This window comes from Microbacterium hibisci (assembly GCF_015278255.1).
GTDB classification, from domain to species: Bacteria; Actinomycetota; Actinomycetes; order Actinomycetales; family Microbacteriaceae; genus Microbacterium; species Microbacterium hibisci.
Genome location: NZ_JADIJC010000011.1, coordinates 64,182 through 88,646 on the forward strand (window position 1 = coordinate 64,182; position 24,465 = coordinate 88,646).

22 protein-coding genes and 1 pseudogene are annotated in these 24,465 nt (G+C 71.2%); 18 read left to right on the forward strand and 5 right to left on the reverse strand.

All coding sequences use genetic code 11. The annotated features are described in order from the left end of the window. Positions 1 to 150: 150 nt before the first annotated feature. The 3 genes from IM770_RS16880 to IM770_RS16890 form a co-directional block, all read right to left on the reverse strand. Entirely contained in the window at positions 151 to 999 is an 849-nt protein-coding gene (locus tag IM770_RS16880) for a hypothetical protein (RefSeq protein WP_203582314.1), read from the reverse strand. A gap of 87 nt (positions 1,000 to 1,086) precedes the next feature. Next, positions 1,087 to 1,449, reverse strand: coding sequence for a hypothetical protein (locus IM770_RS16885; protein ID WP_203582315.1), 363 nt, complete (start codon positions 1,447 to 1,449; stop codon positions 1,087 to 1,089). Positions 1,450 to 1,525: 76 nt separating this feature from the next. Further along, positions 1,526 to 2,857 carry a UDP-glucose dehydrogenase family protein gene (locus tag IM770_RS16890; protein WP_203582316.1) on the reverse strand — a complete coding sequence of 444 codons (1,332 nt, stop codon included), beginning with the start codon at positions 2,855 to 2,857 and terminating at the stop codon, positions 1,526 to 1,528. Positions 2,858 to 3,185: 328 nt separating this feature from the next. Between IM770_RS16890 and rplM the strand changes: the two genes are divergently transcribed. The 8 genes from rplM to IM770_RS16930 all read left to right on the forward strand — a co-directional run bounded on the left by rplM (position 3,186) and on the right by IM770_RS16930 (position 12,547). Continuing rightward, a complete protein-coding gene (gene rplM / locus IM770_RS16895; protein ID WP_109210436.1) occupies positions 3,186 to 3,632 on the forward strand; it encodes a 50S ribosomal protein L13 in 447 nt (148 codons plus the stop codon). Between the two features lie 25 nt (positions 3,633 to 3,657). Next, positions 3,658 to 4,134: a 30S ribosomal protein S9 gene (gene rpsI, locus IM770_RS16900; protein ID WP_203582317.1), complete on the forward strand. Its 477-nt coding sequence runs from the start codon at positions 3,658 to 3,660 to the stop codon at positions 4,132 to 4,134. A 16-nt stretch (positions 4,135 to 4,150) separates the two neighbouring features. After that, the gene (glmM, locus tag IM770_RS16905; protein ID WP_203582318.1) at positions 4,151 to 5,509 is read left to right on the forward strand and encodes a phosphoglucosamine mutase; all 1,359 of its coding nucleotides are present in this window, start codon (positions 4,151 to 4,153) and stop codon (positions 5,507 to 5,509) included. 205 nt (positions 5,510 to 5,714) lie between these two features. After that, complete coding sequence (locus IM770_RS16910; protein WP_203582319.1) at positions 5,715 to 6,554, forward strand: universal stress protein; 840 nt, start codon at positions 5,715 to 5,717, stop codon at positions 6,552 to 6,554. Between the two features lie 236 nt (positions 6,555 to 6,790). Then, positions 6,791 to 8,413, forward strand: coding sequence for a dicarboxylate/amino acid:cation symporter (locus IM770_RS16915; protein WP_203582320.1), 1,623 nt, complete (start codon positions 6,791 to 6,793; stop codon positions 8,411 to 8,413). Continuing rightward, positions 8,410 to 9,324: a fibronectin type III domain-containing protein gene (locus tag IM770_RS16920; protein WP_203582321.1), complete on the forward strand. Its 915-nt coding sequence runs from the start codon at positions 8,410 to 8,412 to the stop codon at positions 9,322 to 9,324. The genes IM770_RS16915 and IM770_RS16920 overlap by 4 nt, the downstream gene beginning before the upstream one ends. Before the next feature lie 56 nt (positions 9,325 to 9,380). Further along, the gene (locus IM770_RS16925; RefSeq protein WP_203582322.1) at positions 9,381 to 11,477 is read left to right on the forward strand and encodes a fibronectin type III domain-containing protein; all 2,097 of its coding nucleotides are present in this window, start codon (positions 9,381 to 9,383) and stop codon (positions 11,475 to 11,477) included. A 362-nt stretch (positions 11,478 to 11,839) separates the two neighbouring features. Further along, entirely contained in the window at positions 11,840 to 12,547 is a 708-nt protein-coding gene (locus tag IM770_RS16930) for a hypothetical protein (RefSeq protein WP_203582323.1), read from the forward strand. 21 nt (positions 12,548 to 12,568) lie between these two features. On the opposite strand, the gene IM770_RS16935 is transcribed toward IM770_RS16930, so the two are convergent. Continuing rightward, on the reverse strand, positions 12,569 to 13,513 hold the full coding sequence (locus IM770_RS16935; protein ID WP_203582324.1) for a Ppx/GppA phosphatase family protein: 945 nt from the start codon (positions 13,511 to 13,513) through the stop codon (positions 12,569 to 12,571). Positions 13,514 to 13,654: 141 nt separating this feature from the next. On the opposite strand from IM770_RS16935, the gene coaA reads away from it, so the two are divergent. The 9 genes and pseudogenes from coaA (at position 13,655) to IM770_RS16980 (ending at position 22,632) form a co-directional block, all read left to right on the forward strand. Next, positions 13,655 to 14,608 (forward strand): type I pantothenate kinase, encoded by a 954-nt coding sequence (coaA, locus tag IM770_RS16940; RefSeq protein WP_203582325.1) that lies wholly within the window; start codon positions 13,655 to 13,657, stop codon positions 14,606 to 14,608. A 391-nt stretch (positions 14,609 to 14,999) separates the two neighbouring features. After that, the gene (glmS, locus tag IM770_RS16945; protein ID WP_203582326.1) at positions 15,000 to 16,850 is read left to right on the forward strand and encodes a glutamine--fructose-6-phosphate transaminase (isomerizing); all 1,851 of its coding nucleotides are present in this window, start codon (positions 15,000 to 15,002) and stop codon (positions 16,848 to 16,850) included. A 243-nt stretch (positions 16,851 to 17,093) separates the two neighbouring features. Then, positions 17,094 to 17,441: pseudogene (locus tag IM770_RS16950) on the forward strand (holo-ACP synthase); the annotation flags it as partial. Positions 17,442 to 17,560: 119 nt separating this feature from the next. Beyond that, entirely contained in the window at positions 17,561 to 18,685 is a 1,125-nt protein-coding gene (gene alr, locus IM770_RS16955) for an alanine racemase (protein WP_203582328.1), read from the forward strand. A 47-nt stretch (positions 18,686 to 18,732) separates the two neighbouring features. After that, on the forward strand, positions 18,733 to 19,260 hold the full coding sequence (gene tsaE, locus IM770_RS16960) for a tRNA (adenosine(37)-N6)-threonylcarbamoyltransferase complex ATPase subunit type 1 TsaE (protein ID WP_203582329.1): 528 nt from the start codon (positions 18,733 to 18,735) through the stop codon (positions 19,258 to 19,260). 135 nt (positions 19,261 to 19,395) lie between these two features. Then, entirely contained in the window at positions 19,396 to 20,073 is a 678-nt protein-coding gene (gene tsaB / locus IM770_RS16965) for a tRNA (adenosine(37)-N6)-threonylcarbamoyltransferase complex dimerization subunit type 1 TsaB (RefSeq protein ID WP_203582330.1), read from the forward strand. Continuing rightward, positions 20,070 to 20,567: a ribosomal protein S18-alanine N-acetyltransferase gene (gene rimI / locus IM770_RS16970; RefSeq protein ID WP_203582331.1), complete on the forward strand. Its 498-nt coding sequence runs from the start codon at positions 20,070 to 20,072 to the stop codon at positions 20,565 to 20,567. The genes tsaB and rimI overlap by 4 nt, the downstream gene beginning before the upstream one ends. Continuing rightward, positions 20,543 to 21,631, forward strand: coding sequence for a tRNA (adenosine(37)-N6)-threonylcarbamoyltransferase complex transferase subunit TsaD (gene tsaD, locus IM770_RS16975; RefSeq protein ID WP_203582332.1), 1,089 nt, complete (start codon positions 20,543 to 20,545; stop codon positions 21,629 to 21,631). The genes rimI and tsaD overlap by 25 nt, the downstream gene beginning before the upstream one ends. 206 nt (positions 21,632 to 21,837) lie before the next feature. Next, on the forward strand, positions 21,838 to 22,632 hold the full coding sequence (locus IM770_RS16980; protein ID WP_307785494.1) for a DUF4190 domain-containing protein: 795 nt from the start codon (positions 21,838 to 21,840) through the stop codon (positions 22,630 to 22,632). 13 nt (positions 22,633 to 22,645) lie between these two features. Here IM770_RS16980 and IM770_RS16985 read toward each other — a convergent pair whose 3' ends face one another. Beyond that, positions 22,646 to 23,848: a THUMP-like domain-containing protein gene (locus tag IM770_RS16985; protein WP_203582333.1), complete on the reverse strand. Its 1,203-nt coding sequence runs from the start codon at positions 23,846 to 23,848 to the stop codon at positions 22,646 to 22,648. A gap of 173 nt (positions 23,849 to 24,021) precedes the next feature. On the opposite strand from IM770_RS16985, the gene groES reads away from it, so the two are divergent. Continuing rightward, positions 24,022 to 24,318 (forward strand): co-chaperone GroES, encoded by a 297-nt coding sequence (groES, locus tag IM770_RS16990; RefSeq protein WP_045275440.1) that lies wholly within the window; start codon positions 24,022 to 24,024, stop codon positions 24,316 to 24,318. Positions 24,319 to 24,465 lie beyond the last annotated feature (147 nt).

Genomic DNA, 24,465 nt, shown 5'->3' on the forward strand with positions numbered 1-24,465 from the left:
CCGGTCGTTGAGCGAGCGAAGCGAGACGAAACGCGTCTGACCCGGTCTCCGGTCGTTGAGCGAGCGAAGCGAGACGAAACGCGGCTGACCCGGCCTCCGGTCGTTGAGCGAGCGAAGCGAGACGAAACGCCTCCCACCCGGGCCCAAGACCTATGCCGCGATGATCGTCGGGTCGGGATCGGCCCACTTCTCCACGCCCTGCACGACCCAGAACGCGAAGAACAGCGCGAGCGCGGCGGCCTCGACGAGGAGGACGATGGGGATGCCGGAGGCATCGGCCTGCGGCAGCAGCACCACGTACAGCACGAGCAGCAGAACGAGCCCGACCGAGATTGCGGTGTAGAGGACGCGGAACACCGGCGAGGGCTGCGGCCCGCGTCGCGGGAATGCGTTCCGGATCGCGACGGCCGCGAACAACGCGAAGAACGCCGTCGTCGCGACGAAGTGCCCCTGCGCGAGGAAAGCATCGCGGGCGAACGCCCAGGTGAGCGCGGTGACCGCGAGCACGATCGCGGCGATGAGCAGCGACGGCCAGACGGTCCTGAGCGAGACCTGCCCCAGCGCACCCAGCACGAGCGCGAGGATCAGCACGAGCACGCCGAGCACGAGGTACACGCTCACGCCGTTGGCGACATCCGCCTCGTAGTCCGAGGGGAAGCAGCGACCCGGGCACGTCACATCCACGCCGGGCACGGCATCCGCGGCGACCGTCGTCGGCACCAGCGCGATGAGCGGAGCGAAGAGGGCGGCCGCGTCGAGGAGTGCGCGCTCCGCGCCCCGGCCCGACAGAGCGAAGAGCGCCAGCGACACGGCGATGAGGGCGCCGACGAACACGTTGCGCGCCGGGCTGTAGAAGTAGTCGCTCACCGAGGTGAGCCAGCCGTACGTCGTGGCGGCCTGGGCGATCGCGACGAAGATCGCGACGACGGTGCCGGCGATCCCGATGCGCAGGTAGCGGTAGGTGCGCTCGAGCGAGGTCGAGACCGCGGGGGAGGACATGGCGATCACCCTAGCGGCCACCCGCGACGGTGCCGGAGCGACGCCGCGGCGTGGAGGAACTGTCTGCGGCGGCGAAGCGGCGGAGTTTCAGCGTTCGAAATAGGCGCGCGCGTCGCGGGTGTTGAGCAGGATCAGCCCGATGAGCGAGAGCAGCGAGCCGCCGATCACCGACCACAGGATCGCGCCGTTGAAGAGGCCGAGCACCTGCAACGCGATCGTGATGACGAACACGACGATGGCGATGGTGCGGGCGGTGGGGTTGCCGCGCCACAGGCCCACGCCCACGCCCAGGGTGATGGCGCCGATCAGGAGGCTGATCCACCCGAGGATCGCGGGCCAGGTGATGAAGAGGCCGGCGATGATGACGAGGATCGAACCGAGGATCTGCAGGAAGCCCGAGATCCAGGCGATGATCGAGACGAGGGTGACGCCGAGCGGGCGCTGAGTCATGGTGGTCCTCCGTGGCGAGACAGAAGTCGGTCGTGTGGCTCCACGCTAGCCGTCCGCTCACCCGGATCGCTCCGGATCACGGCCGCCCCATGCCGTAGTACCTCCAGCCGGCGGCCCGCCAGGCAGCAGCATCCCAGCCGTTCCGACCGTCCACGACGACGCGACCCGATGTGAGCCTCGACGCGTGCGGGGGCGTGAGGTCGCGGCGGTACAGATCCCACTCGGTGACGAGCACGATCGCGTCGGCCCCGCGGATGGCGTCGTCGCGGTCCTCGACGTACGCGAGCTGCGGGTGCAGACGGCGCGCGTTGTCGATGGCGGCGGGATCGGTGACGGTGACGGATGCCCCGAGCCCACGCAGCCGCACCGCGACATCGAGCGCCGGTGAGTCGCGGATATCGTCGCTGTACGGCTTGAACGCGGCGCCGAGCAGTGTGACCTTCTTCTTGTACACCTGACCGCCGAGCGCCTCGACCACCAGCTGGACGGCCCGTTCGCGACGCCTGAGGTTGATCGCGTCGACCTCGCGCAGGAAGGTGACGGATTCGCCGCGACCCAGCTCTTCGGCGCGTGCCGAGAAGGCCCGGATGTCCTTGGGGAGGCATCCGCCGCCGAAGCCGATCCCGGCGCCGAGGAAGCGCCGGCCGATGCGCACGTCGTGTCCGATGGCGTCGGCGAGCTGCGTGACGTCGGCTCCGGTGACCTCGGCGATCTCTGCCATCGCGTTGATGAACGAGATCTTGGTTGCGAGGAACGCGTTCGCGGCCACCTTGACCAGCTCAGCCGTCGCCCAGTCGGTGACGATGAACGGCGTCTCCGCCGCGACCGCTGGATGATAGACCTCGCGGAGAAGGTCGGCGGCGCGCTCACCCGCTTCGCTGCAGTGGCCTGTCGACGGGTCGAACGGCACCCCGACGACGAGACGGTCGGGCTCGATCGTGTCCTTGACGGCCCAGCCCTCCCGCAGGAACTCGGGATTCCACACCAGAGTCGCCCCGGTCGCCTCGATGCGTGCGGCGAGATCGACCGCCGTTCCCACGGGCACCGTCGACTTGCCCGCGACGACGTCGCCCGGCGCCAGGTGCGGCAGCAGCGCGTCGACGGCGGCGTTCACAGACGTCAGATCGGCCGCATACCCATCCTTCTCCTGGGGTGTCCCGACCGCGATGAAGTGGACCGCGGCGCCGGATGCCTCGGCGATGTCGCCGGTGAAGCGCAGGCGCCCCGATGCCATGCCCTCGCGGAGGAGTTCGGGCAGTCCGGGCTCGAAGAACGGCGCGTCACCCTGCGAGAGCGTACCGATCTTGTGCAGATCGACGTCGATGCCGACGACGTCGTGCCCGATCTTGGCCATCGCACTGGCGTGGACGGCGCCCAGATAGCCGCAGCCGATCACAGAGACCCTCACGCGCACTGTGTACCGATGCCGGTACACGCGGCAGTGAACGGCGGGTGTCGCGGTGGTGCCCATGATCGGGACCCCGCGCGATCGGCGTGGCGCTGCTGATCTGGTGACCCTGGAGGGTAGTGCGCGCATTTGGCTGCGGCATCCGTCTGTCGTAGTATTGATGTTTGGTGTTCGGCTCAGCTGACCCGGCACCACGAACGTGAGCCCTCCACTGGCGTGTTCTGCGTTTCGTCTCGCTTCGCTCGCTCAACGGCCGAAATGAGAAGCAGAACCACCCCGGAGTGGGATTCACGAACCTCTCCGTTCGAATCAAGAAAGCAGCACTACTGTGACGCGCACTTACACCCCCAAGGCTGGCGAAGCCCAGCGCGAGTGGCTGGTCATCGACGCGACTGACGTCGTCCTCGGCCGCCTCGCCTCGCACGCCGCCGCGCTCCTGCGTGGCAAGCACAAGGCGACCTTCGCGCCCCACGTCGACATGGGCGACTTCGTCATCATCATCAACGCCGACAAGGTCGCGCTGACGGGCCAGAAGCTCGAGCAGAAGAAGGCCTACCGTCACTCGGGCTACCCGGGCGGCCTCAAGTCGGTCACCTACTCGGAGCTCCTCGAGAAGAACCCGGTCCGCGCCGTCGAGAAGGCCGTCCGCGGCATGCTCCCGAAGAACACCCTCGGCGCTAACCAGCTGTCGAAGCTCAAGGTGTACCGCGGTGCCGAGCACCCGCACGCCGCGCAGAAGCCCACCGCGTACGTTTTCGACCAGGTCGCCCAGTAAGCGCCGTACAGACAAGGACACACTGATGGCGAACATCGAAGAAACCCCCACGAGCTACTCCACCGAGTCCACCGTCGACGAGACCGTCGTCGCCGCCGAGCGCCCCGTGCTCTCGGTGTCGGGCGCGGCCGTCGGTCGCCGCAAGCAGGCCATCGCCCGCGTGCGCGTCATCCCCGGTTCGGGCACCATCACCGTCAACGGCCGTGCGTTCGAGGACTACTTCCCGAACAAGCTGCACCAGCAGCTCATCACCGACCCGTTCACGGTGCTCAACCTCACCGGTGCGTACGACGTGATCGTCCGCATCTCGGGTGGCGGCCCCTCGGGCCAGGCCGGCGCGCTGCGCCTCGGCATCGCCCGTGCGCTCAACGAGATCGACGTCGAGAACAACCGCCCGACCCTCAAGAAGGCCGGCTTCCTCTCGCGCGACGCCCGCGTCATCGAGCGCAAGAAGGCCGGTCTCAAGAAGGCCCGCAAGGCTCCGCAGTACTCGAAGCGCTGATCGGCCTCCACTCCGTATGCCGATCTTTGGCACGGACGGGGTGAGGGGGCTGGCCAACGGCCCCCTCACCGCCGATCTCGCACTGTCCCTGGCCCAGGCGACCGCCGTCGTCCTGGGCCAGGGCCGTTCTGCCGACGCGCGCCGCGCGGCCGGCAAACGCATCACCGCCGTCGTCGCGCGCGATCCGCGCGTGTCGGGCGAGTTCCTCTCCGCCGCGGTCGAGGCGGGGCTCGCGTCGTCGGGCGTCGACGTCTACGACGCCGGCGTGCTGCCCACTCCCGCCGCGGCGTTCCTGATCGCCGACATCGACGCCGACTTCGGCGTGATGGTGTCGGCATCCCACAATCCCGCTCCCGACAACGGCATCAAGATCTTCGCGCGAGGCGGCGTGAAGCTGCCCGATGTCGTCGAGGAGCGCATCGAGCACGCGATGGCGGGCGAGAAGCTGCTGCCGACCGGCGCCGACGTGGGGCGCATCCGCCGCTTCTCCGACGCCGAGGACCGCTACGTCGTGCACCTGCTCGGCTCGCTGCCGCACCGGCTCGACGGCCTTCACGTCGTGCTCGACTGCGCGCACGGCGCGGCATCCGGTGTCTCGCCGCAGACGTTCACCGACGCCGGCGCGCGGGTCACGGTCATCGGCGCCGATCCCGACGGTCTCAACATCAACGACGGCGTCGGGTCGACGCACCTCGACCTGCTCGCGCAGCACGTGGTGCGGGTGGGTGCCGACGTCGGCATCGCGCACGACGGCGACGCCGACCGCTGCCTCGCGGTCGACGCGAACGGCCGGATCGTCGACGGCGACCAGATCATGGCGATCCTCGCGGTCTCGATGAAGAACCGCGGGCAGCTCAAGGACGACACGCTCGTCGCCACCGTGATGAGCAACCTCGGCCTGCACCGGGCGATGTCGGCGCACGGCATCCACGTCGAGACCACCGCGGTCGGCGACCGCTACGTGCTCGAGCGCATGAACGAAGGCGGCTTCTCGCTCGGCGGCGAGCAGTCCGGCCACGTGATCATGAGCGAGTACGCGACCACCGGTGACGGCCTGCTCACCGGCCTGCACCTCGTCGCCGAGATGGCCCGCACCGGCAAGAGCCTCGAAGAGCTCGCGTCGATCATGACGGTGTACCCGCAGGTCCTCGTCAACGTGCGCGGCGTCGACCGCACGCGCGCCTCGTCGGACGAGGGCGTGCAAGACGCCGTGGCCCGCGCGTCGGCCCAGCTCGGCCTCTCGGGGCGCGTGCTGCTGCGCCCGTCGGGCACGGAGGAGATGGTGCGCGTGATGGTGGAGGCCTCCTCGGAGGACGAAGCGCGTCGCCACGCCGACCACCTCGCCGGCGTCGTGCGCGAGCGCCTCGCGCTGTAGCGTCTGCCGGGCCTGCCGGCCGGGCTCCGGCCGCGCGGGATGCGCGCGCCGGGCTGGTTCGCGCCGGAATCGCGAGAGGACGGACCCCCACACCCGTGGTGCGGATCCGTCCTTTCGCCGTTCCATCGGCGCATTTTCCACGGCGCGACGGCCTGCGCGGGGCGCGTGAGCCCCGCTAGCCTGGGGGCATCCGAGAGGAGCCATCGTGGGTGAAGCGATCGTTGTCGGAGTGACGGATGCCGCGGTCACGCGTCGCGCGGTCGACTGGGCCGCGCAGCGCGCGGTCGAGAGGCGGCAGCCGCTCGAGCTGCTCGCAATCGTGGGCGGCGCCATCGGCGCCGTCGGCGAGGACTCTCTTGTCGAGGGGGCGCTCGGCCAGGCGCGTGAGCGCGCGGACGCCGAGGCGTCCCGCGTCGCGACTGCCGGCCTGGACGTGCGCGTGCGCGTGGAGCGAGGCAATCCGGTCGCGAAGCTGCTGGATGCGTCGACGGATGCCGCACTCCTGGTGATCGGCAGCGATTACCAGGGCCCGGGGTCGAAGTCGGCGCGCGGCGCGCACGGGCTGCGCGTCGCGGCCGGCGCGCATTCGCCGGTCGTCGTCGTGCCCGACTTCGATGTGTCCGAGCGGAGCGGGGTCGTCGTCGGCGTGGACGGGTCGCCGATCTCGGAGAAGGCCGTCGCGTTCGCCGCGGCCGAGGCCGACCGCCTCGGCGAGCCGCTGGTGGCCGTGTCGGTGTGGACGCCGCTCGAGGTGCCGCGCAACATGGGCTCGTACCCGGTGCAGTACCTCGAGAACATGGCCAAGCTCACCGAAGAGGCCCAGGCGCTTGCGCTCGCGGGCCTCAGCGGGCGATACCCCGACCTCGAGATCGTGCGCCGCGTCGAGCGCGGGTATCCGTCGCAGATCATCAACGAGCTCGCCGCGACGGCGCGGCTCGCGGTGGTCGGCTCGCACGGCCGCGGCGCGCTCGCGCGCTTCCTGCTCGGCTCGATCAGCCAGGAGGTGCTCGCGCGCCTCGCGACGGCCACTGCGGTGGTGCGCTGACGCAGCGGCGCTCTGGCGCGGCGGTGGGGCCGAGGCATTGAAGGCTCGGCGCTCACCGGGCGCACCGTACCTCGACGGCGGTATGGCGCGAGAATTCTCGCGCCGACTCGTCGACACACGGCGTCACACACGTACACTCCGCGTCACGTCATGACGCATGAGTACACGCTTTTGAAGCGCCTCCCAGCCGGTCGATAGCTTCGCGAGGTGCTCCCCTCCTCGCAGGCGTCGGCGTCATGAACGGCAGCGTCGACCTCCTTTCGCTCGCTTCTCTCGCCGTCACCCTCGTGGCGTTCGCCAGCCTCATCGTGCTGCGTGTGCGGCGGGCCGGATTCACGACCCTCGTCCTGATCGCCCTCGCGATCGGCGTCGGAATCGGCGTGGTCTTCCGTGGGCATCTCGGGTACGTCGGGTTTCTCGGTGACCTCTACGTGCAGGTCATCACCGCGATCGTCGCGCCCCTGATCTTCGTCTCGATCCTGTCCAGCGTCACGTCGCTGGGCTCGACATCGAAGCTGCGCACGATCGGGCTGTCGAGCACGTTCTGGCTGCTGCTGACCAACGCCATCGCCATCGTCCTGACCCTCGCCATCGTCATCAGCGTCGGCCTGGGAAGCGGCGTCGAGCTCGCGACCGAGGAGGGCAGCGGCGACAGCCTCGTGGGCCTCGTCAAGCCGCTCGATCAGGTCCTGCTGGCACTCTTCCCCGCGAATCTGGCGGGGGACTTCGTGAGCAACAACATCGTCCCGATCATCCTGTTCGCGCTCCTCTTCGCCGTCGCGTACCTCGTGGCCAACCGCGGGTCCGACCCCCAGCTGGCGTCCTTCAAGAACGTCGTCGACGGGGCCAAGAAGGTCGTGATGACGGCTGTCGGGTTCATCATCGAGCTGACTCCGTACGCGGTGCTCGCCCTCGTTGCGACCACCACCGCGACGGCCGTCACCCGCATCGAGACCGTGCTGTCGCTGGTCGGCATTCTGGTTCTCGCGCTGGGCATCTCGTTCCTCGATGCGTATGTGGTGAACGGAGTGCTTCTGCGCGTCTTCGCCGACGTGAATCCGATCCGATGGTTCCGGCACATGACGGCCGCGCAATACACGGCCTTCACGACGCAGTCGAGCGTCGGCACTCTCCCCATCACGATCCCCAGCCTCACCCGCAAGGTCGGCGTGCCCGAAGACATCGCCACTTTCGCGGCACCGGTGGGCACGACCATCGGCATGCCCGGCTGCGCGGGAATCTGGCCGATCATCGTCGCCGTCTTCTCGGTCAACGCGCTCGGCATCGAATACTCGGTGTGGGACTACGTGGCGCTCGCAGGGCTGTGCATGCTCGTCTCACTCGGAACCGCAGGTGTGCCGGGAACCGCGATCATCACGGCGACGGCGGTGCTGACCGCCGTGGGGCTGCCGGTCGAGATCCTCGTCGTGCTCATCCCGGTCAGCGCGGTGGCCGGCACGGCCAGCACGATGGCCAACGTCACCGCCGCGGCGACGGCGGCGACCATCGTCGCGCGGCGTCTTGGCACCCTCGACGACGCGGTATTCCGTGAAGACCACGACCTCGACCCCGCGGCGGCCCGCACCCCTCGCGGGCGGCGCGGCGGTGGAGGCCGCGTGCCGACGACCTCGCAGGGCGCGGACGCGTCGGTCGCGGCATCCGTCACCGCTCCCGCCGCCGGCGAGGAGGGCGCGACCGATCCAGGCACCGCACCGACCTTGGTCATCGACGACGCCCGCTCCGCCGACACGAGGGTGCTGTCGGCTCCGGACCCCGCGTACACGATCCCCGACGACATCCCCATCGGGCAGTGCGAACTGCCCGGAGCCCGACTCGACGAAACCGTGAGGACCTCATGAGCACCACTACGACAGACCGCCCGCGACGCCTGCGTCTCCGTCTGGCCGCACTCGTCGCCGCCGCTGCGCTCGCGGGCGCGCTGTCGCCGATCGTCGGTGCGCACACGGCGCCCGCATACGCGGACGGCGACGTGTGCGATCTGTGCTCGCTGAACTTCGACCCCACTGCGTGCGCCGCCATCGGCGGCTGGCCTTACGACTCGACGCTCGAGTCGCCGCCGCCCGCAGTGGCGGGCGGCGCCCAGCCGGCCCCGCAGCAGCCGGCTCCCGCACCGGCCGCGCCTCAACCCGCCGCACCGGCACCGGCTGCACCGGCGCCGGCCGCACCGCAGCCGGCTGCTCCGCAGCCCGTGGCCCCTCAGACATCGAGCAAGGGCACCGCGTCCACCACGACCGAGGGCACGGCCGTCACGCAGGGCGGCGCCGCCGTCGTCGCCACCGCTCCGACCGCTCCCACCCTCGCCTACACGGTCTCGGGCACGACACTCTCGCTCTCATGGGCGGCGCCCGCCGACGGCGGCGCAGCGCTCACCGGATACAAGCTGGTACTCAACAGCGGCACCCCGATCGGCATCCCGGCGGACGCGACGGAGTACGAGATCGCACTCGGAGACGGGTCGTACGACGCCGTGCTCATCGCGACCAACAGCGTCGGCGACTCGGCACCGTCGGCCGCGCTCGCGGACATCGAGATCCGCACCGCCTCGGCCACCCCGACGCCTCGCACCACGCTGGATGCTTCCGGCGCCGTCACCGCGTCCGACTCGGAGGCCGCCTCGCCGGTTGCCGGAGTGGCGGTCATCGCCGGCCTCGTGCTCACGGCGGGAGCGCTGCTCGGGTGGTGGTGGCTCCGTCGCCGCAACGCCCCGCCCGCCTCGGCCCATGCGACGGACGTCGCTGACGGCGAATGAGTCCACCCGACCTCGACCCCTCCACGAAACCCGAACCCCTCACAGAGAGCGCCCACATGACAACCCGCACACGCCGCAAGGTCGCCGCGACCATCGCTGCGGCATCCCTCGCCCTCGCCGGCGGCGTCGCGACGGCACCCGCCGCTGCCGCCGCACCCGTCGGTTCCGACCTGGACTACTTCTCGCACGCGTACCCGGGCCTCCGGGACGACTCGGTGTTCGAAACGGTCACCTTCGAGCGCTTCGAGTACCTGCTGCAGAGCGAGGGCACCTATGCCTTCCTGATCGGCGGTCCCGCCGATGCGACGACCAACGCCGCCATCACGCACATCGACGCGGTGGCACAGCAGTACGGAGTCGAGCGGGTCTACGTGTTCGACCCGCGCGTCGACGGCGACAAGGTCGATATCCGCACGTCGTCCATCACCGTGCTCCAGGATCAGTGGAACGGTGCGGTCGCCGACTTCCTCAACAAGGACACCGCTCCGGCATTCGGCGGAGACCCGGCGGACGACCCCTACCTCTTCATCTACGACAAGACGCACAAGGCGGGGGAGTCGGAGGACCGCATCGTGGCGTCGCTCGGCGGGGCGCTGGACGCCGCAGCCGTCGCGACGGACGAGGGCGCTGCGGCGTATCGCACGCAGGTCGCCGGTGTCTTCGACGCGATCGCAGAGGGCGGCTCGGCTGACGTCGACGCGCAGACGCAGTTCACGTTCTACAAGAACGAGGTCAACCGCAAGCACACCGCGACCTACAAGAATGCGGCGCTGTACGGCGGCGACATCCTCACAGAATCCGACGGCGCCGACTGGAAGATCCAGCAGATCACCTATCCGGAGCTGGTCCAGCTGCTCGAGTCCGACGGCGACCACGTCATCCTGTTCGGCGGAACGTGGTGCCACAACACCCGCGCGGTGTTCAAGGACGTCAATCGAGCGGCAGCGACTGCCGGTGTGCGCACCGTGTACCAGTTCGATCTGCGCCTCGACGGCAACAGCAGCAACGCCTGGCACATCCGCGACACGGCCTCGCCGCTCGCCTACCTGTACGGCGATGTGGTCGCCCAGTTCTTCCCGAACCTCCGGACTCAGTACTCGATCGCCGCGGGCGGAGGCCAGAAGGTCGACTACTACCCCGGTGGCGACACCTCGATCGCCGTCGCATCCGCGAAGAAGCTGCAGGTTCCCTATCTCGTCGAGTACAACAAGGCCAACGCGTCGGCGCCGATCGTCCAGGACTGGATCCGCGACAACGGGAACGGCACCTTCACCGAGTACATGACGGAGTGGTGGTGGGTGGCAGACCTGCCCGGCGAGCGCAACCTGAACCGCTATCCGACCCCGGAGGCGTGGGCGGCTGAGCAGAACAAGCAGTGGGCCTTCGCCGACGAGGCGATCGCGAAGCTCGATGGCTTCTTCGGTCTCGCGACGGCGCCGAGTGCGCCGGCGGCACCCGGCTTGACCGTCGCCGGCAGCGACGCCACCGTGACGTGGACCGCGCCGTCCGACGGCGGCTCGGCGCTCACCGGATACCAGATCGTCGTCGACGGCGGCGCACCCATCGCCGTGGCGCCGGAAGCCTTGAGCCACACACTGTCGGGCCTCGCACCGGGCGCGCACTCCGTGACCCTCGCCGCGAAGAACTACCTCGGCACGTCGCCGGCTTCGGCGGCGAAGTCCTTCGAGATCGCGGTCGCTGAGCCCGGACCCGGATCCCAGCCCGAGCCTGAGCCCGCGGCCGAGCCGCGCATCACCGTCACCGGCGACCTGCGTCCGGGCGGCTCGATCGTCGTGGCGGGCACCGGCCTTCCGGCCTCCACGCCGGGCGTGGTGGTCGAGATCCGCTCGACTCCGCAGACGCTCGGCACCCTGGCCACGGCCGCGGACGGCACCATCCGTCTCGAGACGACGATCCCCACGTCGGTCGCCCCGGGCGCCCACACGGTCGTCGTGCTTCTCGACGGCCAGGTCGTCGCCAGCCAGGCGGTCACCGTGTCGAGCGCCGCGGGCGCGGTCGCGAGCGCCTCGTCGCTGCCGGCGACGGGCGGTGGCGGCATTCCGTTCATCGTCACCGGGATCGCGCTCGTCCTCGTCGCGGTGGGAGCGATCGCCGTGGTGATCGCACGGAAGAGACGGTCCGAAACCGTCTGATTCTGCGCCTGCCGCACGGCGCCCCGGGCCAAGAGGGTCTGGGGCGCCGTGCTGCGTCGGCGAACCGTCGGCGGCTGCCGCCGATGACGTCAGACGGAGTGAAGTGGGGGATTTGAGATATGAGACTTCGAGTCTCTAGTGTGGAACTGTGCGCGAGTCGGGGGGTTCGCGCACGATGATCTTGCCGGCGGCCCCATGCCGTCGCGTTCGATCTGGTCGGTGCCGGGCTCTGGGGATCCCGGCACCGCGACTTTCTGCCGGGGGCGAGGGAGCCTGCCGGGCAGCGCGTTGAAGGCGATAATCAAGTGGTGCAACAGCCTGAACACCGAACCCGGAGGCCGGCCGGCGAGACGCGAGCGCTGATGCTCGACGTCGCCGTCCAGCGCGTCCGCGCCGAAGGCCTGCTGCTCGACTACGCGAACATAGAACTCGAAGATCTGATCCGCGCCGCCGGGGTACCGCGCTCGACTGTGTTCCGGATCTGGCCGCATCGCGTCGCCTTCGTCGCCGACCTTGTGCGCGCGCTGTTCGAGGCTGACGCCGGCTTCGACACCGGCTTCGACGCCGAGACCCTGAGGATGCTCGAGGTCGCGCTCGGCGAGAACACCGAGGCGCTGCGCAGCCCCGAGGGCAGGCAGGCGGTGCTGCGTGACACACTCCGTGTGGCGGTCGCGCACAACGTGTCCGCGGTCGAGAACACCATCGCGTGGCGGGCGTACCGGACGATGTCCGCGGCGCTCTCCAGCGGCGACGCGGTTCCCGGCGGCGAAGACATCCGCGCGCTGCTCTCGGAGATCGAGGAGAAATACCTCGGGCGGATGGCGGAGATCTACCGCGGCCTGAACGCCGCCTTCGGGCTGCGCATGCGCGGCGGGCTCACCGAGCGAGACCTTGCGGTCGCGATCATGGCCATGATCGACGGCATGGGCGACCACCGCCGCATCGACCCCGACACGATCGACGCGCCGCGCAGGGTCACGTTCGGCCCGGAAGGTCCCCGGGACTGGCACCTCGCGGGCCTCGCCGTCTACGGGGTGTACACAGCGTTCACCGAGGACGCGGACGCCTGACGGGTCGCGGAAGCGCTCGCCTCAGGCGCCGGGCGTGCTCCAGCTGAGCGACTCGATGTAGCGCAGCAGCACGCCCTCGCGCAGCGCCCACGGCGACACCTCGAGTTCGTCGACGTCCAGCGCGCGCATCGCCTCGTGCAGCACGACCGCTCCCGCGACGATCTGGAACGTGCGGTCGGCGGTGATCCCCGGCAGCTCTTGACGGGCGGATGCCGGAATCCGCGCGAGCCGCGGAATCCACGAGCCGAGCGACGCCCGGGGCAGCAGCATCCGCTCGATTCCCGACCAGCCGGGCACCGGGTAGCCGACGAGCTTCGCGAGCGACCGGATCGCCTTCGACGAGCCGACGACGTGGTCGGGCGCTGCGAGTTTGCCGAACTTCTTAGCGACCGGGGCGAGCGTCTTGCGGGCGTGGTGGCGCAGCTTCTCGACCGCCTCTTCGCCCGGCGGGTCGTCGGGAAGGAACTGCACCGTCATGCGCCCGGCGCCGAGGGGGACGGATGCCGCCGCCTCGGGCAGCTCGTCGCCTCCGGCCGCGAGCTCGAGCGAGCCGCCGCCGATGTCGAAGAGCAGAATCTGTCCGGCGGCCCACCCGAACCAGCGGCGCACGGCCAGGAACGTGTATCGTGCCTCCGTCTCGCCGCCGAGCACCTGCAGCGGCTGGCCGAGGGCCTCCTCGATGAGCGCGATCACCTCGGGGCCGTTCTTCGCCTCCCGCACCGCCGACGTCGCCGTCGCCAGCAGCTCGTCGACGCGCTCGGAGGCGGCCACCTTGCGCGCCTCGGTCACGGCCGCGACGAGGGCGTGGACGCCCTCTTCCGTGATCGAGCCGTCGGGCGCGAGGTAGCGCATGAGGCGCAGCACCGTGCGCTGGCTGGTGGTGGCGAGCGGCCGCCCGCCCGGCCGGACGTCGGCGACGAGCAGGTGGACGGTGTTCGAGCCGATGTCGAGGACTCCCAGGCGCACGGACTCAGGGTAGCGGGTGGCCGTGACCCCGCCGGGTGCGCGTGGCACGGGGGCGGGGTCGGGGTGAGGGTGCGCGCCACCCGGCTGCGGCCGCGGGCGCGGCATCCGTCGTCCTCGCATCAGCGGTTACGATGGGGCGCGATGTCCGCCGATGACGCCACCATGGTCACCCCAGCCCTGTCACTGTACCGCGAGATCGACCGCGCCGACTGGGCGCGCCTGGCCGCCGGGATGACGCAGCCTCTCAGCGAGACCGAGATCGTGCAGATCCGAGGGCTCGGCGACCGGCTCGACATGGCCGAGGTCGAGCAGGTGTATGTGCCGCTGTCGCGCCTGCTGTCGCTGTACGCCGAGTCGACGAAGCGGCTGGGTGCCGAGGAGTCGTCGTTCCTCGGCGACAACGACGCGACCACGCCGTTCATCGTCGGTGTCGCAGGGTCGGTGGCGGTGGGCAAGTCGACGATCGCCCGCCTGCTGCGCGAGCTCACCTCGCGCTGGCCGGGCACGCCGCGGGTCGAGCTCGTGACGACCGACGGCTTCCTGTACCCGAACGCCGAGCTCGAGCGGCGCGGCCTCATGGAGCGCAAGGGCTTCCCCGAGTCGTACGACCGCCGCTCGCTCGTGTCGTTCCTCACCGAGGTGAAGAGCGGTGCGCCCGAGGTGCGGGCGCCGTTCTACTCGCACATGCGGTACGACATCGTGCCCGACGCCGTCGTCACCGTGCGCCGCCCCGACATCGTGATCGTCGAGGGCCTCAACGTGCTGCAGCCGCCGCCCACCCCGAACGACGTCGCCGTCAGCGACCTGTTCGACTTCTCGATCTACGTGGACGCGGATGCCTCGCACATCGCGCAGTGGTACGTCGATCGCTTCCTCGCCCTGCGCCGGGCGGCCTTCAGCAACCCGAACTCCTTCTTCAACGTCTTCGCGCAGCTCTCCGACGACGAGGCCGTGGAGCGCGCGCTCGGATTCTGGAACTCGATCAACCTCCCGAACCTCGAGGAGAACGTGCTCCCCACGCGCCACCGCGCGAACCTCGTGCTGCAGAAGGCCGCCGACCACACGGTCGAGACGGTGCTCCTCCGCAAGCTCTGATTCGCCAGGTCGCGGCCGAGGCCGCGGCCGGGCTCGGTGTGCGTTGCGACCGCGTGCGGGGCGTTGCGACCGCGTGCGGGGCGTTGCGACCGCGTGCGGGGCGTTGCGACCGCGTGCGGGGCGTTGCGACCGCGTGCGGGGCGTTGCGACCGCGTGCGGGGCGTTGCGACCGCGGTCGAGGCGTTGCGACCGCGTGCGGGGCGTTTCGTCTCGCTCGTTCCTCGCTCGCTCAACGGGCGGGGGGACTTCGTTCCTCGCTCGCTCAACGGGCGGGGGACTTCGTGCCGTGCGCCGGCGAGCCGTTGCACCCACCCATGCCCGCCGCACCCACCGCGACCCGCCACCTATTCGTAAGGGATCCTTGCGAAAGCGCGCGCCTACCATGGGGCGCATGTGTGGAATCGTCGGATACGTGGGCCCGCGGCAGAGTCAGGCCGTTCTGATCTCAGGGCTCTCGCGCCTCGAGTACCGCGGCTACGACTCGGCGGGCATCGCCGTGATCGACGGTGACGGCGACCTCGGCATGCGCAAGCGGGCCGGCAAGCTGCAGGTGCTGCGCGACGACCTCGCGGCGCGCCCCCTCGCCGACGGCACCACCGGCATCGGTCACACGCGATGGGCGACCCACGGCGGCCCGACCGACGGCAACGCGCACCCGCACCTCGCCGACGACGACAAGCTCGCCGTCATCCACAACGGCATCATCGAGAACTTCTTCGAGCTGAAGTCCGAGCTCGTCGCCGACGGCTTCACGTTCCGCAGCGAGACCGACACCGAGGTCGCCGCCGTGCTGCTCGGCCGCGAGTACCGCCGCACCGGCGACCTCGTCACCGCGTTCCGGGCGGTCGTCTCGCGCCTCGAGGGCGCCTTCACGCTTCTCGCGCTGCACGAGGACCAGCCCGGCCTCGTCGTGGGCGCGCGCCGCAACTCCCCGCTGGTGATCGGGCTGGGCGAGGGCGAGAACTTCCTCGGCTCCGACGTGGCGGCGTTCGTCGAGCACACACGCAACGCGCTCGCGATCGGCCAAGACCAGATCGTCGCCATCACGCCCGAGGCCGTGACCGTCACCGACTTCGACGGCAACGCGGTCGAGGTGGAGCCGTTCGAGGTGACGTGGGATGCCGCGGCCGCCGAGAAGGGCGGCTGGTCGTCGTTCATGGCGAAGGAGGTGTCGGAGGAGCCGGAGGCGGTCGCCAACACTCTGCGCGGGCGCATCCGCGACGGCGAGGTCGTCATCCCCGAGCTCGACGGACTCGACGAGCTCTTCCTCGGCATCTCGCGCATCATCGTGATCGCGTGCGGCACCGCGGCCTACGCCGGGCAGGTCGGCAAATACGCGATCGAGCAGTGGACCCGCATTCCCGTCGACGTCGAGCTGGCTCATGAGTTCCGCTACCGCGACCCGGTCATCGGGCCCGACACCCTCGTCGTCTCGATCAGCCAATCCGGCGAGACCATGGACACGCTGATGGCCGTCAAGTACGCCCGCGAGCACGGTGCGAAGACGCTGTCGGTGTGCAACACGCAGGGCGCGACGATCCCGCGCGAGTCCGACGCCATCGTCTACACGCACGCCGGCCCCGAGGTCGCCGTCGCGTCGACCAAGGCCTTCGTCGCGCAGATCACCGCGCTCTACCTGATGGGCCTGCACATCGGCCGGGTGCGCGGCGTCATCGACGCGTCGACCGCCGCCGACCATGTGCGCGAGCTCGAGGCGGTTCCCGCGAAGATCTCGCAGATCCTCGAGCGGGAGCAGCCGCGCATCGAGCAGTTCGCCGGCTGGATGGCCGACACCCGCTCGGTGCTCTTCCTCGGTCGCCACGTCGGCTACCCGATCGCGCTCGAGGGCGCACTCAAGCTCAAGGAGCTGGCGTACATTCACGCCGAGGGCTTCGCCGCCGGCGAGCTCAAGCACGGGCCGATCGCCCTGATCGAGCCCGGCCAGCCGGTCTTCGTCGTCGTGCCCTCGCCGCGCAGGTCGGCCGAGATGCACAAGAAGGTCATCTCGTCGATCGAAGAGATCAGCGCCCGCGGCGCCCGCGTCATCGCGATCGCCGAAGAGGGCGACGCCGCGGTGCTGCCCAAGGCCGACGAGGTGCTGCGCATCCCGCTCGCCGGTCCGTTCTTCGAGCCGCTGCTGGCCGTCGTGCCGCTGCACATCTTCGCGATGGGCCTCGCCACGGCGAAGGGCCTCGACGTCGACCAGCCGCGCAACCTGGCGAAGTCCGTCACCGTCGAGTAGCAGCACCCCCGCCCGAACTCCGGCGATATCTGCCTCCCGCCTCCTTGCCGACATCGCGGTTTCTCGGCGAAACACCACGTCGTCGGCGCCCATTTCGGGGTTGCTCGCCGAGGAACTGCGATCTCGACGGAAGCGGGGTGGGCAGCGCGTGTGCCATCGCGGACGGGAGGTGAGGCGCGCGATCCGGCGGGACGGCCGCGATAGTCTGGCGGATGCCGCGGCCGCGGCATCCAGGAGGACCACATGATCGTCGGCATCGGCGTCGACCTCGTCGACATCCCGCGGTTCGAGCGGACGATCGAGCGCACGCCACGTCTGCTCGAGCGGCTGTTCTCGGACGCCGAGCGGCAGCTCAAGCCGCACTCGCTCGCCGCCCGCTACGCGGCGAAGGAGGCGCTCATCAAGGCCCTCGGCGGCTCGGACGGGGTGCACTGGACCGAGATCGAGATCGCATCCGAGGCATCCGGGCGTCCGGTCTTCTCGCTGTGCGGCTCGACCGCCGAAGTCGTCGCCGAGCGTGGGATCACCGCCCTGCACCTGTCGCTGTCGCACGACGCGGGGCTCGCCACGGCGTATGTGATCCTGGAGGCCGTCCCGCCCGGCAACGCGAACCAGAGCACCGCCGCCGGGACCGAGGACGGCGTCCCCGGTCTCGACGCGAACACCGCGTCTCGCGACGCCGCCGCGTCCCGATTCGAGGGAGGCGCCGCATGAGCCGGCCGCCCGCCGGGGTTCTTCGCGAGGCGGTCGTCGACGTCGGCGCCATCGCCGACAACGTGCGGCACCTGCGCCGGCTCACGGGCTCCGAGATCATCGCCGTCGTGAAGGCCGACGGGTACGGCCACGGCGCGGTCCGGTCGGGGCTCGCTGCGCTCGCCGGCGGCGCGACGCGCCTGGGAGTCTCCGACATCACCGAGGCGCTCGCGCTCCGCCGCGCGGGCATCGACGCCCCGATCGTCGCGTGGCTGCACGCGCCGGGCGCGGACTTCGCCCAGGCGGCCGCCCTGGGAATCGAGCTCGGCATCTCGAGCCTCGACCAGCTGCAGAAGGCGGCGGCCGCGGCATCCGCTGATCGTCCCGTCGGGATCCATCTGAAGCTTGAGACCGGCCTCTCGCGCAACGGGATTCCGCCCACCGACTACCGTGTGGTGTTCGCCGAGGCGGCGCGGCTCGAGCGCATCGGCCGGGTGCGTGTGATCGCGCTCTTCAGCCACCTGTCCAACGCCTCGGACGAGGACGACCGCGCTGCGCTGCGCGCCTTCGATGAGGGCGTCGGCGTCGCAGCCACGCTCGGGCTCGCGCCACCGCTGCGGCACCTGGCTGCGACCCACGCGGCGATCGATCTGCCCGAGGCACGCCTGGGCTGCGTCCGCATCGGCATCGGGCTCTACGGACTCTCGCCCTTCGACGACCGCACGTCGGCCGATCTCGGCCTGCGCCCCGCGATGACCCTGCACGGCGCGGTCGCCGCGGTGCGGCGCGTGCCCGCGGGCAAGGGCGTCTCGTACGGCTACGACTACCGCACCGACCGCGACACCACGCTCGCCCTCGTTCCCCTCGGCTACGCCGACGGCGTGCCCCGGCAGGCGTCGGGGGCCGGCGCGGTGACGATCGGCGGCCGCCGCTACCGCATCGCCGGCCGCATCGCGATGGACCAGTTCGTGGTCGACGTCGGCGACGCCCCGGTCGCGGTCGGCGACGAGGCCGTCCTGTTCGGAGACCCGACCCTCGGCGTGCCGTCGGCGACGGAATGGGCGGATGCCGCGGGCACGATCAACTACGACATCGTCACCCGGATCGGGCCCCGGGTGCCGCGACGGCAGGTGGCGGAGTGAGCGGGAACGCGGAGGACGGCTCGGTTGTTGCACCCGACGTGGACAGCATGACTTCGACCACCGGCACCCAGGGGATCGACGCCCTCGTCGGCACGCGCGAGATCGCCTCCCCCGAGGCGATGGAGGCGCTCGGCGAGGAGATGGGGCGGATGCTGCGCCCCGGCGACATGGTGGTGCTCACCGGTCCGCTCGGCGCGGGCAAGACCACCCTCACGCGCGGCATCGGCCGCGGGCTGAACGTGCGTGGCCCGATCCAGAGCCCGACGTTCGTGCTCGCGCGCACGCACCCGTCGCTCGACGGCGGCGCACCTCTCGTGCACGTCGACGCGTATCGGCTGGGGTCCGCCGCCGAGCTGGACGACCTCGACATCGACTTCGACGGCTCCGTCGTGATCGTCGAGTGGGGCCGGGGCCTGGTCGACGGCATCCGCGACCACTGGTGGGACGTCGAGCTCGAGCGCGAGTGGCACGGCCGCGGCGTCGACAACGCCTGCGGCACGATCGGCCACGAGGCCGACCTCGACGCCGACACCCCGCGCCTGGTGAAGATCACCCGCCGCGGCCCCGCTCGTTGAGCGAGGGAGCGCCAGCGACCGAGACGAAACGCGTCGCGCCCGGCGCACACGGTCGGCCGACCGCGTTTCGTCTCGCTTCGCTCGCTCAACGGCCGAGGCGGGCTCGGGTTGCGACGCGCCGACTACCCTGGAGGGGTGATCCTCGGCATCGACACGTCGCTCGGCTCCGCAGTGGCGGTTGTCGAGCCGGACGGGGTCATCCGCTCGCAGGTCGAGAGCGCCGACCCCCGCGGCCACGCCGAGGTGATCGGCACGCTGATCGAGCGGGCGCTGGCCGACGCATCCGTCTCCGCGTCTGACATCACGCAGGTCGCCGCCGGCATGGGACCGGGCCCGTTCACCGGGCTGCGCGTGGGGATCGCCGCCGCGCGCACGTTCGCGCTCGGGCGAGGAGTCCCCGTTGTGCCGATCGTCAGCCACGACGCGGTCGCGCTCGAGCTGCTGCTGCACAGCGCGCTCACCGCCGACTGGGGCTTCGCTGCCGGGTACGAGGGCGACGCCGAAGAGACCTTCGCGGTCGTCACCGACGCGCGCCGGCGCGAGTTCGCGTACACGCTGTACCGCGGGCTCGACGACGACGGGCTCCCGCTGCGTGCGACCGAGCCGGCCCTCACGCCCCGCGACGACCTCGACGCGGTTCTCGCCGAGGCCGGCGCGGCACGGCGCGACGCCGAGCGCATCCCCGCCGCGATGCTCGCGCTCGCCGCGGCCCGGGCGCTCGCCGCCGGCCGGCACATCGGACCGGCCGATGCGCTTTACCTGCGCTCGCCCGACGTGACGCTGCCGCACGCGCCGAAGCGGGTGCACCTGTGACGATCCGCACGGCCACCGGCGACGACCTCGCCGCGATCATGACGCTCGAGCGCGCCTCGTTCCCGACCGACGCGTGGTCCGAGGCGATGATGCGCGAAGAGCTCTCGTCGCCGCACGGCTGGTACGTCGTCGACGAAGAGGCGGGGCGGCTGCTCGGCTACGCGGGGCTGCGCGCGGTCGCGGGGGCGCGGGATGCCGACATCCAGACGATCACGATCACCGAGGCCTCGCGGGGCCGCGGGCGGGGCCGCTCGCTGCTGCGCGCGCTGCTCGCGGAGGCCGCGCGGCGCCGCGTGACGGATGTGTTCCTCGAGGTGCGCGCCGACAACCCCGTGGCCCAGGCGCTGTACGCCTCGGAGGGCTTCGCCGAGATCGGGCGGAAGCCGCGCTACTACCAGCCCGACGACGTCGACGCCGTGGTGATGAAGCTCGACCTGCGCGGATGGGCCCACGCCGAGACGCCGGGGGCATGGGACGGAGGGGTGTGCACGTGAGCCGCGCGGAACCGCTGGTGCTCGGCATCGAGACGAGCTGCGATGAGACCGGCATCGGCATCGTCCGCGGCCGCACGCTGCTGTCGAACACCATCGCCAGCTCGATGGACGAGCATGCCCGCTACGGCGGTGTCGTGCCCGAGGTCGCGGCGCGCGCGCACCTCGAGGCGCTGCAGCCGTCGATCGAGGCGGCGCTCGCCGAATCAGGCGTTCAGCTCGCCGACCTCGACGCCGTCGCGGTGACGAGCGGACCCGGCCTCGCCGGCGCGCTCATGGTCGGCGTGGGCGCCGCCAAGGCCCTGTCGGTCTCGCTCGACAAGCCGCTCTATGCCGTCAACCACCTCGTGGGTCACATCGCCGCCGACATCCTCGATGCCGAGGCCGCGCCCCTGGAGTACCCGACCGTCGCGCTGCTCGTCAGCGGCGGGCACACGTCGCTGCTGCTCGTCCGCGACCTCACGACCGACGTCGAGCTGCTCGGCGAGACCATGGACGACGCCGCCGGCGAGGCCTTCGACAAGGTCGCGCGCCTGCTCGGGCTGCCGTACCCGGGCGGACCCGAGATCGACCGGGCCGCGGCATCCGGCGATCCGAAGGCGATCGCGTTCCCGCGAGGGCTCTCGCGCGCGTCGGACATGGCCCGTCACCGCTACGACTTCTCGTTCTCGGGGCTCAAGACGGCCGTCGCTCGCTGGGTCGAGCAGCGCAAGGCGCTGGGAGAGCCCGTGCCGGTCGCAGACGTCGCCGCGAGCTTCCGCGAGGCCGTCGTCGACGTGCTCGTCACGAAGGCGCTCGCGGCGTGCCGCGACCACGACGTTCCGCGCCTGCTGCTCGGCGGCGGCGTGATCGCCAACCGGCGTCTGCGCGAGGTCGCGCTGGAGCGCGCCGAGGCGGAGGGCGTCACCGTGCGCATCCCGCCGCTGTCGCTCTGCACCGACAACGGCGCGATGATCGCCGCGCTCACCTCCGAGCTGATCATGTCGGGCCGTGCGCCCTCGACGCTCGAGTTCGGCGCCGATTCGACCCTGCCGGTCACCGAGATCCAGGTCGCGGAGTCGGCATGACGACGGACGAGCGGATGCCGCAGCCCGACGCCTCGAAGAAGCCGGGGGCTGATGCGCCTCGGGCTGATGCGGCCGATCTCGAATCGCCGCCCGCGGGTCCAGCACGCGTTTCGTCTGCGGGCGCTGGAGCGCCCTCCGCTCAACGGCCGGAGACTGAGGATGCCGCCCGGTCGTTGAGCGAGCGAGGAACGAGCGAGACGAAACGCGTGGAGGAGTCGAACGACCTCGGTCCGCCCGCGTCGGTCGCGGCATCCGTCCCGCCCCCGTCCGCCCCTTCGACGCCCGCGTCGGATGCCGACGGCGCCGCCCGGCCGTTGAGCGAGCGAGGAACGAGCGAGACGAAACGCGTCGAGGATTTGAGCGACCTCGGCCCGACCCCCGCGCCGGATGGCGACGGCGCCCCCCGGTCGTTGAGCGAGCGAGGAACGAGCGAGACGAAACGCGCCGAGGAGTCGAACGACCTCGGCCCGACGCCGACGCCGGCCGCGGCATCCGTCCCGCCCCCGCCGGCCCGGCCGAAGCCTGCGCCGGTCGCGGCATCCGTCCCCCCGGCCGCGGCGGCCCGGCCGACGGTGGAGGCACCCTCGCCGGACGTCGACCTGACCCACGACGCCACCCCGCTGCCGGGCGCGCACCGCGGGGGCTTCTCGCGGCTGCCGACGGCGCCCGTCGCCGTCACCGTCGAGACGGCTCCGGCCGAGCCCGGAGGCGAGTTCACGCCCGACGACACCCAGTGGCGACCGGCCGAGCCGGCCGAGTTCCACCGCGGGCTCGGCGTGTGGGCGCTCGCGTTCGCGATCGTCGGCCTCATCGTCTCACTGTTCGTCGGCTGGGGCTTCCCGATCGGGCTCATCGCCGTGGTGTCGGGCATCATCGCGCTGCGCCGGCCGCTCGAGAGCCGCGCCGTCGCGGTGTGGGCCATCGTGCTCGGCGTGGTGTCGATCCTGTACAGCGCCGGGTGGCTGCTCTACGCCGGGTTCCGGCTCAACTTCTTCGGCTGAGGCGCCCGCGCCGTCAGACCCGGTCGGCGAGGATCGCGGTGCGGCGCGAGCCGATCCGGGTGAGGAGCAGCGTCGCCGACGCCGAGCCGCGCAGCTTCAGGCGCGTGCGCAGCACGGCGGGGTCGACATCCACCCCCCGCTTCTTGATCTCCAGCCGGCCGATGTCGCGCTCTCGCAGCGCCCGGCCGAGGGCTTTCACGTCGAAAGGCAGCACCTCGCGCACGCGGAACGTCGAGACGAACGGCGACGTCAGTGCCGCGTCCGACGTGAGGTACGCGATGTGCTCGTCGAGCATGCCGGCCTCGAGCGAACGGGCGACGTCGCCGATGAGCCTGGCCCGGATGACGGCGCCGTCGGGCTCGTGCAGGAAGGCGCCGAGGTCGCGCACCGGCTCGTCCGCGGCATCCGTCTCCGCCGTCAGCTCGTGCGCCCTCTCCTCGCCGTCGGCGTCGCGGCGGATCACGAGAGCCGCACGCCGCACCCCCTCGCGCGCGAGCGCGCCCGACCAGAGCACCAGCTCGACGGTCGAGCCGTCGGCGCTCACCCACTGCGCCTCGACGTCGTCGGGGATGAGGTCGCGGTCGAGGCCCGGCCCGAGCTTCACGCCGACGGGCATGCGGCGCGCGAGGTCGAACACCCAGTCCAGCGGCGGCGACCAGTCCTCGGGGCGCGTGCGGGCGGTCTCGCTGTGCCCGGCGGTGCGGCGCGCGGGATCGAGCCACACGGCGTCGACGCCGTCGAGGTCGGTGTCTTCGGCGGCGCCGTGGCGCACGTCGGCGTCGGCGCCGAACGGGGCGAGGTTGTAGGCCGCGAGGGCGGCGGTGAGCTCGTCGGCGTCCACCGCGAGCACCTGCAGCCCGAGACCGGCGAGCCCGAGTGCGTCGCCGCCGATGCCGCAGCCGAGGTCGGCCACGCGCGTGAAGCCCGCGTCGCGGAACCGTGCCGCGTGCCGGGCGGCGATCGGCAGGCGCGTCGCCTGCTCGAGCCCGGCACGGGTGAAGAGCATGCGCTCGGCGAGGTCGCCGAACTTGGCGCGCGCGCGGGTGCGCAGCCGCGCCTGACCCACGACGGCCGACACCAGGTCGGGGGAGTGGCCGTCGCGACGCAGCCGGGAGACCGCCTTCGCGACGTCGTCGGCGGAGTCGATCGGGGGCATCGCGTCGAGCAGACGCAGGCCTTCGGGGGTCAGGAGCGCGGTCAGCTCGGCCATCTCCATCCGGCCAGCCTATGCCGCGCCCGCAGGTCGCGATGTCGAAGTGCGCGATGTCCGAATACGACGGTGGCTGGCACTCACGTTGCATGAGTGCCAGCCGGTTGCCTAGACTGCTGTCAGCACTCTCAACGTCAGAGTGCTAACGAGTCTTAGTCTCAAGAAAGAAGAGGTAGACCGTGTCGGTTTCCATCAAGCCGCTCGAGGACCGCATCGTCATCAAGCAGGTCGAGGCCGAGCAGACCACGTCCAGCGGTCTGGTCATCCCCGACACCGCCAAGGAGAAGCCCCAGGAGGGCGAGGTCGTGGCGGTGGGCCCGGGTCGTATCGACGACAACGGCAACCGCATCCCGCTCGACGTCGCCGTCGGCGACCGCGTGATCTACAGCAAGTACGGCGGAACCGAGGTCAAGTTCGGCGGCGACGAGTTCCTCGTCCTGTCGGCTCGCGACGTCCTCGCGGTCGTCGTTCGCTGAGTTCCGCGCACAGCGCGTACCGAGAGGGTCGGATGCTTCGGCATCCGGCCCTCTCGCCGTATCCGGCGTCGGACGCCGCGGTGGCAGGAATGCACGCAGGAACGGCAGGAGACGGATGCCGCGCCACGTCGTCGGCGACCGGGCGCC

Bases quoted from the DNA above. Each gene is read 5' to 3' on its own strand.
- IM770_RS16880 (WP_203582314.1), bottom strand. From the start codon at position 999: ATGTCCTCCCCCGCGGTCTCGACCTCGCTCGAGCGCACCTACCGCTAC.
- IM770_RS16885 (WP_203582315.1), bottom strand. From the start codon at position 1,449: ATGACTCAGCGCCCGCTCGGCGTCACCCTCGTCTCGATCATCGCCTGG.
- rpsI (WP_203582317.1), top strand. From the start codon at position 3,658: ATGGCGAACATCGAAGAAACCCCCACGAGCTACTCCACCGAGTCCACC.
- glmM (WP_203582318.1), top strand. From the start codon at position 4,151: ATGCCGATCTTTGGCACGGACGGGGTGAGGGGGCTGGCCAACGGCCCC.
- IM770_RS16915 (WP_203582320.1), top strand. From the start codon at position 6,791: ATGAACGGCAGCGTCGACCTCCTTTCGCTCGCTTCTCTCGCCGTCACC.
- IM770_RS16920 (WP_203582321.1), top strand. From the start codon at position 8,410: ATGAGCACCACTACGACAGACCGCCCGCGACGCCTGCGTCTCCGTCTG.
- IM770_RS16925 (WP_203582322.1), top strand. From the start codon at position 9,381: ATGACAACCCGCACACGCCGCAAGGTCGCCGCGACCATCGCTGCGGCA.
- IM770_RS16930 (WP_203582323.1), top strand. From the start codon at position 11,840: ATGCTCGACGTCGCCGTCCAGCGCGTCCGCGCCGAAGGCCTGCTGCTC.
- coaA (WP_203582325.1), top strand. From the start codon at position 13,655: ATGTCCGCCGATGACGCCACCATGGTCACCCCAGCCCTGTCACTGTAC.
- glmS (WP_203582326.1), top strand. From the start codon at position 15,000: ATGTGTGGAATCGTCGGATACGTGGGCCCGCGGCAGAGTCAGGCCGTT.
- alr (WP_203582328.1), top strand. From the start codon at position 17,561: ATGAGCCGGCCGCCCGCCGGGGTTCTTCGCGAGGCGGTCGTCGACGTC.
- tsaE (WP_203582329.1), top strand. From the start codon at position 18,733: ATGACTTCGACCACCGGCACCCAGGGGATCGACGCCCTCGTCGGCACG.
- tsaD (WP_203582332.1), top strand. From the start codon at position 20,543: ATGGGACGGAGGGGTGTGCACGTGAGCCGCGCGGAACCGCTGGTGCTC.
- IM770_RS16985 (WP_203582333.1), bottom strand. From the start codon at position 23,848: ATGGAGATGGCCGAGCTGACCGCGCTCCTGACCCCCGAAGGCCTGCGT.